The sequence below is a fragment of the Burkholderia anthina genome, assembly GCF_001547525.1.
In the GTDB taxonomy this organism is placed as follows: domain Bacteria; phylum Pseudomonadota; class Gammaproteobacteria; order Burkholderiales; family Burkholderiaceae; genus Burkholderia; species Burkholderia semiarida.
In genome coordinates this window covers 602,423-616,090 of record NZ_CM003768.1, presented here as the reverse complement: position 1 = coordinate 616,090, position 13,668 = coordinate 602,423, and the positions used below count along the sequence as shown (strand labels likewise).

16 protein-coding genes are annotated in these 13,668 nt (G+C 65.1%); 8 read left to right on the top strand and 8 right to left on the bottom strand.

Features of this window, described 5'->3' with window-relative positions:
* Positions 1-4: 4 nt before the first annotated feature.
* Positions 5-673 (top strand): LysE family translocator, encoded by a 669-nt coding sequence (locus WS64_RS02895; RefSeq protein ID WP_059574145.1) that lies wholly within the window; start codon positions 5-7, stop codon positions 671-673.
* 118 nt (positions 674-791) lie between these two features.
* Here WS64_RS02895 and WS64_RS02890 read toward each other — a convergent pair whose 3' ends face one another.
* Positions 792-1,088 (bottom strand): hypothetical protein, encoded by a 297-nt coding sequence (locus tag WS64_RS02890; protein WP_059574146.1) that lies wholly within the window; start codon positions 1,086-1,088, stop codon positions 792-794.
* A gap of 514 nt (positions 1,089-1,602) precedes the next feature.
* On the opposite strand from WS64_RS02890, the gene WS64_RS02885 reads away from it, so the two are divergent.
* On the top strand, positions 1,603-2,532 hold the full coding sequence (locus tag WS64_RS02885; RefSeq protein WP_060965682.1) for a Rossmann-like and DUF2520 domain-containing protein: 930 nt from the start codon (positions 1,603-1,605) through the stop codon (positions 2,530-2,532).
* Between the two features lie 76 nt (positions 2,533-2,608).
* A complete protein-coding gene (locus WS64_RS02880) occupies positions 2,609-3,172 on the top strand; it encodes a YggT family protein (protein WP_006488584.1) in 564 nt (187 codons plus the stop codon).
* Positions 3,173-3,187: 15 nt separating this feature from the next.
* Here WS64_RS02880 and WS64_RS02875 read toward each other — a convergent pair whose 3' ends face one another.
* Positions 3,188-3,538, bottom strand: coding sequence for a DUF190 domain-containing protein (locus tag WS64_RS02875; protein ID WP_059574148.1), 351 nt, complete (start codon positions 3,536-3,538; stop codon positions 3,188-3,190).
* 23 nt (positions 3,539-3,561) lie between these two features.
* The gene (gene crcB / locus WS64_RS02870) at positions 3,562-3,948 is read right to left on the bottom strand and encodes a fluoride efflux transporter CrcB (RefSeq protein WP_059574149.1); all 387 of its coding nucleotides are present in this window, start codon (positions 3,946-3,948) and stop codon (positions 3,562-3,564) included.
* A gap of 415 nt (positions 3,949-4,363) precedes the next feature.
* On the opposite strand from crcB, the gene WS64_RS02865 reads away from it, so the two are divergent.
* On the top strand, positions 4,364-5,575 hold the full coding sequence (locus WS64_RS02865; protein WP_060965681.1) for a S53 family peptidase: 1,212 nt from the start codon (positions 4,364-4,366) through the stop codon (positions 5,573-5,575).
* A gap of 53 nt (positions 5,576-5,628) precedes the next feature.
* On the opposite strand, the gene WS64_RS02860 is transcribed toward WS64_RS02865, so the two are convergent.
* A complete protein-coding gene (locus WS64_RS02860) occupies positions 5,629-6,495 on the bottom strand; it encodes an SIR2 family NAD-dependent protein deacylase (protein WP_060965680.1) in 867 nt (288 codons plus the stop codon).
* 231 nt (positions 6,496-6,726) lie between these two features.
* Here WS64_RS02860 and WS64_RS02855 point away from each other — a divergent pair, with 231 nt between their 5' ends.
* Together WS64_RS02855 and WS64_RS02850 are read left to right on the top strand one after the other, a co-directional pair.
* On the top strand, positions 6,727-7,338 hold the full coding sequence (locus WS64_RS02855; protein WP_060965679.1) for a chromate transporter: 612 nt from the start codon (positions 6,727-6,729) through the stop codon (positions 7,336-7,338).
* Entirely contained in the window at positions 7,335-7,877 is a 543-nt protein-coding gene (locus tag WS64_RS02850; protein WP_060965678.1) for a chromate transporter, read from the top strand. The genes WS64_RS02855 and WS64_RS02850 overlap by 4 nt, the downstream gene beginning before the upstream one ends.
* Before the next feature lie 145 nt (positions 7,878-8,022).
* Here WS64_RS02850 and WS64_RS02845 read toward each other — a convergent pair whose 3' ends face one another.
* The 4 genes from WS64_RS02845 to WS64_RS34145 all read right to left on the bottom strand — a co-directional run bounded on the left by WS64_RS02845 (position 8,023) and on the right by WS64_RS34145 (position 11,464).
* Complete coding sequence (locus tag WS64_RS02845; RefSeq protein ID WP_060965677.1) at positions 8,023-9,201, bottom strand: mandelate racemase/muconate lactonizing enzyme family protein; 1,179 nt, start codon at positions 9,199-9,201, stop codon at positions 8,023-8,025.
* A 344-nt stretch (positions 9,202-9,545) separates the two neighbouring features.
* Entirely contained in the window at positions 9,546-9,890 is a 345-nt protein-coding gene (locus WS64_RS02840) for a cupin domain-containing protein (RefSeq protein ID WP_059448122.1), read from the bottom strand.
* Between the two features lie 336 nt (positions 9,891-10,226).
* Complete coding sequence (locus WS64_RS02835) at positions 10,227-11,303, bottom strand: Imm71 family immunity protein (protein WP_060965676.1); 1,077 nt, start codon at positions 11,301-11,303, stop codon at positions 10,227-10,229.
* Positions 11,300-11,464 carry a hypothetical protein gene (locus WS64_RS34145; protein WP_155720385.1) on the bottom strand — a complete coding sequence of 55 codons (165 nt, stop codon included), beginning with the start codon at positions 11,462-11,464 and terminating at the stop codon, positions 11,300-11,302. The genes WS64_RS02835 and WS64_RS34145 overlap by 4 nt, the downstream gene beginning before the upstream one ends.
* Before the next feature lie 669 nt (positions 11,465-12,133).
* On the opposite strand from WS64_RS34145, the gene WS64_RS02825 reads away from it, so the two are divergent.
* Together WS64_RS02825 and WS64_RS35145 are read left to right on the top strand one after the other, a co-directional pair.
* Complete coding sequence (locus WS64_RS02825; protein WP_060965675.1) at positions 12,134-12,532, top strand: helix-turn-helix domain-containing protein; 399 nt, start codon at positions 12,134-12,136, stop codon at positions 12,530-12,532.
* A gap of 53 nt (positions 12,533-12,585) precedes the next feature.
* Positions 12,586-13,665, top strand: coding sequence for an HNH endonuclease (locus WS64_RS35145; RefSeq protein ID WP_244166563.1), 1,080 nt, complete (start codon positions 12,586-12,588; stop codon positions 13,663-13,665).
* Positions 13,666-13,668 lie beyond the last annotated feature (3 nt).

Sequence of the window (13,668 nt, the reverse complement as noted above, 5' to 3'; positions counted from 1 at the left end):
GAAGATGAGCTTTCCACCCGCCTCCATGCTGTCCGACGGATTCTTTCTGTCGCTGTCGCTGTGTCTCGATATCGGCCTCGTCAACGTCGCGATGCTGTCGCTGACGCTGTCGCACGGCTTCCGGCCGGGCTTCTGGCTCGGCGTCGGATCGTGCGTCGGCGATCTCGTCTACGCGGCGCTCGCGCTCGCGGGAATGGCCGTACTGCTGCAGTTCGAACCCGTGCGCTGGATCGTATGGATCGGCGGCGGCGCGGTGCTGCTGTTCCTCACGTGGAAGATGGCGCGTGAAGCGCTCACGCCCGCCAAGGCGGCCGACGACGATGCGGACGCCCCGCTTCCGCCGCGGGCGAGCGCGCGGCGCAGTTTCATGCGCGGGATGCTGCTCGCGATGTCGTCGCCTAGCGCGATCCTGTGGTTCGCGGCGGTCGGCGGCGCGCTGATCGCGAAAGCCGGCGCGACCACCCCCGCCACCGCGTCGGTGTTCCTGACGGGCTTTTTCCTCGGCGGCCTCGCGTGGACGCTCTTCATGTGCACGCTCGCGAGCCAGGGCCGCAAGCGCGCGGGCGCCGGGCTGATGCGGGCCTGCCATGTCGCGTCGGCGCTACTGTTCGCGTACTTTTCGTACAGCGTGATCGTCGGCGGCTACCGCGACCTGATCGTGCACGCGGCGTAATCGCGGCCGCGCTGCGCGCAGCCACGCACGTAACGGCGGCCCCAATGAAAAACGGCGCAGCGCCCCTCGCGGGACGTTGCGCCGTTTTGCCATGCGCGGTCAGGCCGCGCGGGGCGAATCAGCGACGCCAGTAGCCGTGATGACCCCAGCCGCCATAACCGTGGCGCCAGTACGGGCGACCGTAGTAGCCGCCGACGACCACGGCGGGCGGCGGCGCATAGTAGGCCGGCGCCGGCGCGTAGTAGACGGGCGGAGGCGGCGGCGCGTAATACACGGGCGGCGGCGGTGCATAGACGGGATAAGCGGGCGCGACCGGGACACCGATGCCGACCCCGATCGACACGTGAGCCTGCGCGGCGCTTGCGGCACCCAGGCCCAGCGCGGCGGCGGCGATGAACGGAATGAGCTTTTTCACTTCGATTCTCCTGCTGGAGCGGTATTTTAGGCGCTCCCTGTCGGCAACGGCGGGCATGCACGTCGCATGGAAGCAATGTAGCGAAAACCCGCCCCGCGCGTATCGGGCATTTGTTGCAAATTGCAATCGCACGCGGCCGGAGCCGCCGTGTGGCGCGACACCCGGTGCGGGCGGCGCCCCTTGCGGGTCGCGCGATTCCGTCCGAGGAGACGGGTCGCCACACAACGGCCGGTCAGTCTTACCGGATCCGTCGCGGGCACGGGGCGCGCGTACGTAATGAACGATTACAAATTAAAGACGAGATGCCGACATTTCAAGCGGGATACGGGCGCGCGGTGTTTCGGGGTCGGATTCGACGATCCTGATGCGGTCGTCATTCCGAGCGTCGGCCGGCCCGAATCGCGCCGCCTGTCGGTCATTCATACGTGCGGCGGCTCCGCAACCGGCCTTCCACGGCACCGGCATCATTCCTGCGATACTGGCGGCTGCCTCGTTTTTGCTTACCGCCGCTGCCATGCCGCTTCCCGACACACCCCGCCTCGGCTTCATCGGCGCCGGCCGCCTCGCGCGCTGTATCGCGCAACGCTTCGCGCAGGCCGGCTTCCCGGTCGTCGCGATCGCGAGCCGCACGCCTGCGTCGGCCGCCGGCCTCGCCGCGCGCATCGACGGCTGCCGCGCGGTCGACACGCCGCAGCAGGTGGCCGACGCCGCCGACCTGATCTTCGTGACGACACCCGACGATCATCTCGCGTCGAGCGCCGCGGCGCTGCGCTTCGACGCATCGCGCGCCGCCGGCCAGGCGGTCGTCCATTGCAGCGGCGCGTCGGCGGTCGCGCTGCTCGATCCGGCGAAGCAGCAAGGCGCGGCCACCGGCGGCTTTCATCCGCTCTATCTGTTCGGCGGCACCGACGCCGACCTCGCGCGCATCGACGGCTGCTCGGTCACGATCGAAGCGGACGGTGCGCTGCACGCGACGCTGCTGCGACTTGCCGCCGCACTCGGCTGCCATCCGCTGTCGATTCCGGCCGGCGGCCGGATGCTGTATCACGCGGCCGCCCACTACGCGGCGAGCTTCGCGCTGTGCGGGCTGTCGGAAGCGGTCGAGCTGTGGCGCGGCCTCGGTTTCGACGAGGACGCCGCGCTGCGCGCGCTGTTGCCGATGCTCGCCGGCACGATCGAGACCGCGCGCGACAAGGGGCTCGCGAATGCGCTGGCCGGCCCGGTATCGCGCGGCGACACGGGCATCGTCGAGCGCCAGCTCGCGCTGCTCGAGGCGCGCGGCGGCGATCACGCGGCGCTGTATGCGCTGCTCACGCGCCGCGCGATCGCACTCGCGGCGAAGCGCGCGACGCCGCCGGCGTCGCTGCCGGCGCTGGCCGAAGCCGTCGAAACGTCGCTCGCGCGCGTGGCCGCGCACCCCTCCCCGCCGCGAGACGAGGCGTGATAAGGTGTCGGCCGATGCGCCGCCAACCGGCGGTGGCGGCCGCACGCTACTGACTGTAATAAAAAGGATGCCAACGATGTTCGGCGAGATCGCCCGTTTTCTGCTCAATACCGTCTTCACGCTATTCGGCGCCGCGCTGATTCTGCGCGTCTGGATGCAGGCCGTCCGCGTGCCGCCGTACAACCCCGTCACGCAAGCCGTGCTGCAGGCGACCAACTGGCTCGTGCTGCCGCTGCGCCGCGTGATCGCGGGCGTACGCGGCATCGACTGGGCCAGCGTCGTCGCCGCGCTGCTCACCGCGCTCGTCTACGTCGTGCTGATGGTCGTCATGGCCGGCTTCGATCCGGCCGCCGTGATCGCGACGCTCGTCGTGGTCGCGCTGCTCACCGTCGTGAAGTGGGCGCTCAACCTCGTGATCTGGATGACGATCCTGATGGCGCTGCTGTCGTGGCTCAACCCGCGCTCGCCGGCGATGCCGATCCTCTACCAGCTCACGGCGCCGTTCCTGAACCCGCTGCGCCGCGTGATCCCGAACCTCGGCGGCATCGACCTGTCGCCGATCCTGCTGTTCGTGATCGTGCAGGTGCTGCTGATGATCGTCACGCGCGCCGCCGTGTCGCTGACGATGTTCGGCATCTGATCCGGCGCGACGGGCCTACGCCGCCGGCCCCTGCGCCGGCGGTGCGCCGAGCGTGTCGATCACGCCGAACCGCGCGGGCATCATCGCGTAGCACGCGCGCACTTTCTCGCGCGACAGCCGCTCGAGCAGCCGCTGCGCCTCGTCCTCGGTGACGACGAATTCGACCTCGATCGCGAGCGAACCCTGCAGTTCGAAGAAGCGATCCTCGTGCAGCACGCGATGCTGGCCGAAACCGGCCATCGCGCGAAACGCGGACCCGCCCGCGACACCCATCCGGTTCGCCTCTTCCAATAGCCACTCCCACAGCGGCTTCCAGTGCAGCCGATGCTGCTCGTGCACGTAGAAGCGCAACAAGACCCTGTCCATCGCTCCCTCCGATGGCGGCCCGCTCAGGCCGCCGCGAGCCACGCGCGCGCGGTCCACATGCCGAGCGCCGTCAGCGCGAACGATCCAGTCAAGTGTAGGGCAGCCACGGCCAATGCCCATCCGAATTCGCCCTCGAGCGCGTGCGTCATCACTTCGACCGAATAGGTCGAGAACGTCGTGAGGCCGCCGAGAAAACCGGTGATCACGAACAGCCGCCACTCGGGCGGCAACCCGACGCGGACCGTGAACACGACGGCGGCCACGCCGATCACGTAGCCGCCGATCAGGTTCGACGCGAGCGTGCCGAGCGGCACCGCGGGAAAACAGGCGTTGAGCGCGAGGCTCAGGAACCAGCGCAGCAACGCGCCGAGGCCGGCGCCGACGAAGATCGCGACGATCGAATAGAACAAGGGCACCCCTCAGTGACGGCGCCGCGCGGCGCACGCGGCCTACGCTGAACTGTATGCGTAATCGCGCCACAGCGGCAATGCCGACGAACCGGGCCGGCAGGCATCGGATCGCGTCGCGAGCGCATGATGCCTTTCACGATTTCCACCTGCGCGCCGCGGCGAACATTTACCGGGCAATTTCATCCGACATGACAAATCGATTCTGAATCGGCCGATTATTTATCAGCTTTTTAAAAACCGATAAAACCGTTCGATCCGGCTCGGACCAACCCCGTGAAATTCCCGTCCTACGTGGGCTCCACGTACTTTCCCTTATCAGACATTCCCGTATCCGGCCGATATTCGATGCAATTACCGCCGTCGATTTCGTAAAATCGTCTCGCCACCCCACTCCATCGACATGGAGACTCGAAAAATGAACGATATCCGCCTGTCGTCCATGTTGATTCCGGCGCTGTGCGCGTCGCTGCTCGCGTCCGGCGGTGCGCTCGCCGACGGCAACGGGCCGCCATCCTACGTCGAAGGCCACCGCGCACCGATCGGATTTGCCCGCCCGCCGTTCCACACGAAGTCGCGCGCGAGCACGGCCGCGATCGCCGGCCTCACGCCGGCACTCACGCGGCATGCATACGGATTCGACACGATCGCGAACCAGGGCGACGGGATGGTCGTCGCGATCGTCGACGCGTACGACCACCCGAAGATCGAATCCGATCTCGGCGTGTTCAGCAATGCGTTCTCGCTGCCGGCCTGCACGTCGTCGAACGGCTGTTTCACCAAGGTGTACGCACGCGGTGGGCGGCCCAGGACCGATTCAGGCTGGGCGCTCGAGATCTCGCTCGACGTCGAATGGGTCCACGCGATCGCGCCGAAGGCGAAGATCCTGCTCGTCGAAGCCGCGTCGGCCAGCTTCAACGACCTGCTGGCCGCGGTCGACGTCGCGGTCAAGCGCGGCGCGTCGGTCGTGTCGATGAGTTTCGGCGGCAATGAATTCAGCAGCGAGACCGGCTTCGACGCTCACTTCAACGTACCGGGCGTCACGTTCGTCGCGTCGTCCGGCGACAGCGGCACCGGCACCGAATACCCGGCCGCGTCGCCTTATGTGGTGTCCGTCGGCGGCACGACGCTGTCGTCCGATACGGCCGGCAACTACATCGGCGAGGCGGCATGGAGCGGCAGCGGCGGCGGCGTGAGCAGCGTCGAGGCCGAACCGGCCGGCCAGACCGCATGGCCGGTTCCGGTGGCCGGCAAGCGCGGCGTGCCCGACGTCAGCTACGACGCGAATCCTTCCAGCGGTTTCGCGGTGTACGACTCGGTCGCCTATCAGGGGCAGGCTGGCTGGTTTCAGGTCGGCGGCACGAGCGCGGGGGCGCCGCAATGGGCGGCGCTCGTCGCGATCGCGAATTCGCTGCGCGCGGCGGCCGGCAAGAAAGCGTTGAGCGGCACCTACGACACGCTCCATACGGTCGGCAAAACCGCGTACGGCAGCGACTTTCACGACGTGACGACCGGGTCCAACGGCAATTGCGGCAGCATCTGCAACGCAGCGGGCGGCTACGACTACGTGACGGGCCTCGGTTCACCGATCGCGCCGGCGCTCGTGCAGGCGCTCGTCGCGCGGCCGTAGTCGCGCGGCCGCCATCACGCGGCTTCGGCGCAGGTCGGCGCCAAGCGCGGGGCTCAGCCGCCGCGCCATGCGCGGTCGAGCACGTTCAGCGTCGCCAGCGCACCGCCCTTCAGCCCAATCACGTCCGCCCGGCGCGCATGCGCCTCGCGCGCGTTGATGCGGATCACGTCGGCGCCGAGCCGTTCGCTCAGCAGGCGCACAGTCGGGATCGCGGTGCCCGCGCCGATCTCGACTACCACCACGCGCCCGGCCTGCGCGATCCAGTCTTCCAATGCGCGCTCCTGCGCGTCGTAGCGCGCACCGAGCCAGCCGGTGTCGCCGAACATCAGGATGTTCGGCCGCGCGAGACCGCCGCAGTGCGGGCAGCGCGGCATGTCGCCGACCAGGCGGCACGTCGCTTCGTCGACTTCCGGCACGAACGGCGCCGCGTCCCACGTCGCGTCCGTGCACGGGCGCAGGCATTGCATCGCATGAATCGAGCCGTGGATCTCGACGATGCGCGCCGGATCGAAGCCGGCTTTCTGGAACTGGCCGTCGACGTTGCTCGTCAGCACGAAGCCGCCGTTCGGCATCGCGTCGATCCAGCGGCGCAGGATCGCGAAGCCCGCGTGCGGCGCCGTCGCGCGATAGAGCGCGAGACGGTGCCCGTAGAATCCCCATGCGAGCGGCGCACGCGCACGAAATGCGTGCGGCGACGCGATCTCGTGGAATTCGAAACGCTCGTGGCGCAGCGCCGGATACGCGCGCCAGAAGCCGTCCGTGCCGCGAAAATCGGGCAGCCCGGAATCGACGCCGATGCCGGCGCCGGCCGTGACGAGCAAGGCGTCGGCTCGCGCAAGCGCGTCGACGGCGGACGTGACGAGATCGGCGGGAAACGGCGCGATGGAATCGGCGGGATCAGCGGGATCGGAAGGCGGCATGATGGAGAAGCGGTGGCGTCGAACGTTGCGCGAGTGGCGTCGCGATCATACGCCGGTTCGGGTGTCGCGCCGCATCGGCAACGCAACTGCGTGGCGTATTGCGCGGCGCGTTCGTACGCGTCAAATCGGCCGCGGGTTGCACCGCCCCCGCACCGAACCCCGTGTCAGCGTGCTGACAGGCACCGCTTGCTAACATGGGCGATCGCCTGATCGCCACGCGCCACCCGCCCGATGCCCTCGCCCTCCGCCATGACTCCCACTGCACCGCCCGCAGGCGACGCGCCGCCACCGGGCGTCCTCGCGCTGTTCATCGCATTCGCGCAGATCGGCCTGACCAGCTTCGGCGGCGGACTCAGCGGGCGGATGCTGCGCGACTTCGTGCACGAGCGGCGCTGGCTCGACGAAGACGCGTTCCTCAACGGTCTCGCGCTGTCGCAGGCGTTGCCGGGCGTCAACGTGAAGAACCTCGCGATCTGGATCGGCTACCGGCTCGCCGGATGGCGCGGCGCGGTGGCGGGCTTCACCGGCATCATCGCGCCGTCGGCCGTGCTGATCGTGCTGTTCGGCGTCGCGTTCTCGACCCTCACGCGCTTCCCGCTCACGCACGTCGCGCTCGCCGGCGCGGCGGCCGCGGCGATCGGGCTGTCGATCTCGATGGCGATCACCGCGGTGCGCCGGCTGCCGCGCCGCGTGCTGCCGTTCGCGGTGACGACGCTCACGTTCGTGTCGGTCGCCGTGCTGCACTGGCCGCTCGTATGGACCGTGCTGATCGGCGGCACGCTGAGCGTCACGCTCGAATACCGCCGTGCGGCCGCCGCGCCGGTCGAGAGCGACGCACGATGAACGCATCGGCGCGCTACGCGGCCCTGTTCGGCGTATTCGCGCCGCTGTCGATCGCGACGATCGGCGGCGGGCAGGCGGTCATCGCGGACATCCAGCGGCAAGTCGTCGATGTCCATCACTGGATGAGCGCCACGCAATTCGTGAACGACTTCGCGATCGCACGGATGGCGCCGGGCCCCGGCTCGCTGCTGGCGACGCTGATCGGCTGGCAGGTGGCCGGTTTCTGGGGCGCGGTGATCGCGACGCTCGCGCTGTTCGGCCCGACCGCGTTCCTGATCTACGGCGTCGCGCATCTATGGCGGCGACACCGGGGTGCGCGCTGGCAGATCGCGCTCGAAACCGGCCTGCGCCCCGTCGCGGCCGGCATGATCGTCGCGTCGGTATGGGTGTTGCTGCGGACGCTCGACGGCGGCTGGGCCGCCCGCGCGATCGCGGTGGCGTCGACGCTGTGCGTGATCTACACGCGCGTTCATGCGCTGCTGCTGATCGCGATCGGTGCGCTGTTGCTCGTCGGCGTGCATGCGCTCGGCGGCGTGTGACGCGGCGCTATCGCCTTTACATTGCGACATCACCCCGGGCGCCGATCCGTCCTGACGCCTGAACGGCGCGAAACACCGGCGCGCTCGGACAGCAGCCGCAGTGGACGGGGAATGCCCGCGGTACGCGATCGGCGCACTGTAGGCGTCATCGGCCCGCTATCGGCGCCGATTCCGATACCGCGCGCAGTACGTCGTGCGCGTGGGTATGCAACTCGAACCCGATACCCGGCGCCTGCGGCACGCGTGCGTATCCCGCATCGACGATTTCCCTATCGGCAAGCCCGCTGAACGGATGGAATGCGAACGGGCTGACTTCCGCGCCACCGAGCCCGAGCGCCGCGACGACGTGCAGCGAGAACAGATGGCCGCCGTGCGGCCAGAACGCATCGCGCCGCCAGCCGCGCGACACGAAGTGATCGACGATCTGCAGATAGCCCGGCAGCCCGTAGCTGTGCACGGGATCGAACACCAGCACGTCGCGGTCGGCACGTAGGCCACCATAACGGTCGAGCAGCTTCGCTTCCGCGAGCGAAAACAGCGCTTCGCCTGCCGCGATCGGCGATGCGTATCGCGTGGCGACGTCTGCTTGAAGCGGCAGATCGAGTGGATCGCAGATATCCTCGAACCACCAAAGGTCGAACGGCGCGAGCATCTCGGCCGCCTCGTGGGCGGTCGTCGCGTCGTACGTGTTCATCGCGTCGACCGCGAGATGCGAAGGGCCTGCCAGCTGCGCGGCAGCCGCGTCGATGCGGCGCCGGTCCTGATCGAAATCCACCCCGCCGATCTTGATCTTCGCGTGCGTGTAGCCGAGATCGACGATCCGGCGCATCTCGTCCGACAGGCGCGCGAGGTCGTCGTGCGGATAGCGGTAGCCGCCGCCCGCGTACACGCGCACGCGTGGTGCTGCCGTGCGTTGGAGACGATCGGCGAGAAAGCGATGCAGCGGCAGCTCGGCGATCTTCGCGGCGGCGTCCCAGATCGCCATGTCGAGCGTGCCAACCGCGACGCAGCGTTCACCGTGCCCGCCCGGCTTCTCGCCGGCCATCATCGCGCGCCATGCGCGGAACGGGTCGAGGTTCGTGCCAGCTTCGTCGGCGAGCGTATCGGCGGCGGCCAGCAGACGCGGCGCGAACCGTTCTCGGATCAGGCCGCTCTGCGCAAAACGGCCGATCGACGCGTATCCGTAGCCCGTCACCGGCCGGCCGTCGCGCACGACGTCGGTGACGACCGCGACGATGCTCGTGGTCAGGCCGCCCGAAGGAATCGCCGGATCGGCATAGCGGGATACGGGAATCGCGCGTTCGTGGACCGCGGTGATACGCATGGTCGGGGCTCCGGAGGGACGTCCGGCGCGGGCGCAAGCTTCGCGCGCAGCAGCGGAAATGATGGACGGATCGCTGCATCTTAGGGGTTTGCGTGACAGCGTGCAGGACGGGCGGCGAGCGTCATCGCGCCGTCATCGACAGCCGTGCATCGCCTTCATCACACGTTGCAGCCGGAAAGCAGAACGCCGAGCGTATAACCACGCTCGGCGCACTGTTTCCGAACCTGGGCGACTTTGATCGAGGCGGAATTCCCGTTCGCCACTCCTGGCTTCGTGCACCGGGACAAGATAAGGCGACGAGAATAGCCCGCGCCGGGAGAATCGACCGGCCCGCTCAGACAAACTCAGGCGAATACGAAGTACTTGCGCACCGTCTCGACCACTTCCCACGTCCCCTTCATGCCGGGTTCGATCACGAACACGTCGCCGGCTTTCAGGTGCACCGGCTCCTCGCCTTCCGGCGTGATGATGCAGTATCCGTCGAGGAAGTGGCAGTACTCCCATTTTTCGTAATTCACCTCGAACTTGCCCGGCGTGCAGATCCAGGTGCCCATGATCTTGCTGCCATCCTTCGAGACGTACGCGTTGAGGTTCACGGTGTGCGGATCGCCGCCAATGCGCTTCCACTTGGTCGCGTCAACGACAGGCGTCGGGCAGGTTTTGCGCAGAACGGTGATGAAATCGGACATGTCGGCTCCAGACTGACGATCGTATGAAAGACCTGTCACGTTAGTTCGAAAGCTTTACCCGGGCTTGTATGCTTCCGACGCCGACTCGTCTATTTTCGACATTGGCTGGCGGGCCGCCTCACGTTGCAGTCGACGTGCTCGCATAGCGCCATTCGTTCACTGTCGAGATGCTGGGCTCGTACCCTCTACGCGTATGAACAGAAGCACGGCACATCGAAAACCACACAAACCATCTGCCCTGCTGCGTGGCTTGACGCCCGAGTTAGAGTTGCTGCGGCCAACGACGCAACACCCCTTCGTCGGGGCCGATCGACGTGCCTTTGTTCCAATCGCGATTCAATTGTTCGGCTGAGGGTCCGAGTAATGCCAAATGACCATTCCCCATGCCGTGCGTTGAGGTCCTGGCATAGGCGTTCCGGCCTCGACATAAACCGAATCTTTCACGGCAGGACTTTGCCAATAACCGGCGCGCGGACAAGGCTCCCCGGGCAGGGCACGTAGCCTTGGTTGCGCAGCAGGCTTGGGGAGGTAGGTCTCCTCCTCTGCCGGGATGCTGCCGTCCCGATAACGCTTGTCTTCCCACAATAGCCGCCAGCGCACCACATGTTCGTCGTTGGTACCTTCCAACAGGTACTTGTGGGCGATACTACCCTTGAGGAAGTAACTCGGACATCCAACCTTGCCAGCCGGAAACCATGGTTCCCAGATACCCTCGACAGGAATCTCCTGATCGCTGCAAACCTCGCCGCTTGCGGATTCGTTCTTGGGCGGACAGGGAGGAAGCGATGCGGGATAGGTACGACCGGGTGGCCAATATCGCCAAGCAGGAAATAACGGATCCTGGAACAACGATTCATACGTCCAATGCTTGAACACACGAGTACCGCCGTCGGCACGCTTGCCATAGGTAAGGTATTCGGAAAAATCGAGCCCGACAGTACACTTGAGCGCCTGACAGCTCAACTCTTCAATCCACGCCCCTTCCGCATACCCCGTTGCATATTCGAAATCCGAAAACCTCGTATCCCTCACGCCAAGCGCGTGGAAAAACGGATCATATGTTCGACCGACCTCGTGCGCACTCCGCCCGAACAAAAGCTCCCCGCCCTTCTCGCTACCCGTTATGAGCGCATCGTAAGCCGAGCGCTTGTCGGCACCTTGCCGCAATGTCTCAATGCCTTGATCCATCCTCACCAACGCATTCAGGAAATCGCTGACATACGCTGCCTCCAATTCCTCCTGATTTGGGCTCGGCGTGTCCAATTGCTTGGCGTACGCGTGAAGAAAGTCCCTGTACAGACTAACTGCATGGTCCAGGAACGTAACGCTTGTCCATTTCTTGAGCAGGTAAAATGCTTTGGCACGCGCATCCAGCTCCTGCTCAGGCGTCATGGTCAAAGTATTCAGCATCATTGGTTCTGTTCTTCCGTCGATTGTTTTCCGCCATTGGCGATGGCTCGCCGCGCATAGCCTTCCTGTCTGATCTTGTCCGATCGCTCACGCTCTGCCAGAAAGAGTGCCCGAGCTTCTGCTTGATCCGGCAGTTTCCCTTCGAACAATCTCTCGAATTCCATGTTCGAAATCTCAGCACGCGATTACGCGACCCGCGCCGGTATCCGCCGTTGCGCCTGATATTGGACGCTCTGCGCATCACCCTGCAACTCTTCCAAAGCTTTCATCAAAACGTCCTAATACAGCGGTAGCAACGCCTCCAAGCGTTCGGCGATTCCTGCGTCGCTCGCAAGTTTATTCACGAGCCGCGGGTACCCATCGAAGCCGAACATCCGATCCCGGATCGGTCGAAGTACACACCGCCGATTGTCATTCTGCTCCTCGGTGATGTCGATGTAGCCGAAGTGCTTTAGGTCGAATGCCGCGCCGATTACTTGCCCTTGGCTGCCGCCGAGAACACAACTCAGTTCGTGCAGGGTCAGCCCAGAAATGCATTGATCAGTCCGAGTGCTCTGGCGGCCATCGGCGTCATCTGCAACGCGCTCGCGAGAACCGACGCTGACATCCCTCATAGGCGGTAATGAAGGCGTGAAACCGGGAAAGAGGATCGTTCGTTGTCATAGCTCGTTGATTTTTCTGGATTGGCCCTTGCCCGAGAGCGTTCGTTGTTATCCGACCGCTCAGGCATCTCCGCACGATACGTCAGCCCTCGACAAATTCAACCATATTGGAATATAACATTCCACAATGGTTGTTCATCGCAATCGGAATGAAGACGACCATATCGTCCTATGACTACCCGCCCTGCCTCCCCGACCGAAGACGCCCAAGACGTACTGCTTGCCGCCCGCGTTGGGACCGCTATTGCCGAACAACGACGCGCCCGCGGTCTGACTCAGGCCAAGCTCGCGGAGATGATCGATCTGGAACAGGAGGCGATTAGTCGATGGGAGCGCGGCACTCGTGTGCCGACTTTGTATCGGCTCCAGCAGCTTAGTGACGCACTCAACTGCTCGGTAGACCAGTTGTTGCAGCGCGGATCGAAGCGACCGGATGACCAACTGGCGATAATTGCGGACGCGCTCGATGGACTGGATAGCGACGAGCGGGAACTCGTCGTGAATTTCGTTCAGCAGTTCGCCGACATGCTAAGGGCCAAGCATCCGCCCAAGAGCAAGCGGCGCAAGTAACAATCAAGTCTTGCAGCGACAAACGTTGCATTCACTCGGACCATATTGTTCCCATGCCTGATCTGTCAAACTATACGGGCAACCCGCCGAATGCGTTCGCACTGAGCGTCATCCATGCGCTGGAAGCTGCCGGCTTTACTATCGCTCCCACGACGCAGGGTCCGAATGACCAGAGAAAGACTCTACGTATCACTTGGCGCGGCGTGCACGTCGGGAATATGCACGAGGATCTCTGGGGGCATAATCCCCCTTATGCTTGCTTGTACCGGTTCGAGAAGAATCGCGCCAAGGCTCCCCCGAACTTCGATAAGGCCGAGTTCGCCCTGCAACATGGGTGTGACCCGAATCTATTGCGGGTCAATAGTGACTACAGCGGTTCGTATCTTTGGGTACAGGACGAAGCGACATGCCTGCTTCTGATGCAAGACTGGGCGAGACGGATCGACGAAGAAAATCGACTTGAACCGGATTGGTCCGAGCCAGAATTGAGAGCGTCGGTCGTCGCGTATCTCGACATGGCACGCCGGCTCCGGAACGGACAACCCGTTGTAAAGAAGCAGGTCTATCGAGATCTCTCCGCGAGAATTGGCCGGTCCGAGAAGTCGTGCGAATACCGGATGCAGAACATCTCCCATGTCTTAGCTCTCATGGGACGGGACTGGATACCCGGCCTCCCACCGGCAAAGAACGTTGGGGTAAGGGTCACTGAGCAGATAGAAACGCTCATCTGCGAACAGGAAGGTCGCCACGAACCGCCGAGGGCTGTCGAAGCAGCTATGGTCGCCAAGCTTCGCAAGACGCTGAAGCAACGCCCCGCAGGAAGCAAAACGCCCAAAAAAACTACATCAACCACGACCAGCATCGTACGCGATCCGCAGGTCAAAGCTTGGGTACTGGAGCGAGCAAATGGGACATGCGAGGCTTGCGATCAACCGGCTCCGTTTATCGGGGCAGACGGTTTCCCATTTCTAGAGGTCCATCATGTCCGCAGACTTGCGGACGACGGATCGGATACGCCAACGAACGCGGTCGCCGTTTGCCCGAACTGCCATCGACGGCTCCACTTCTCGGAAAATGCTCGCGCGTATCGAGAAACGCTCTATGGAAAGGTCGCTGATCTGGTGCGCGAGTAGCAA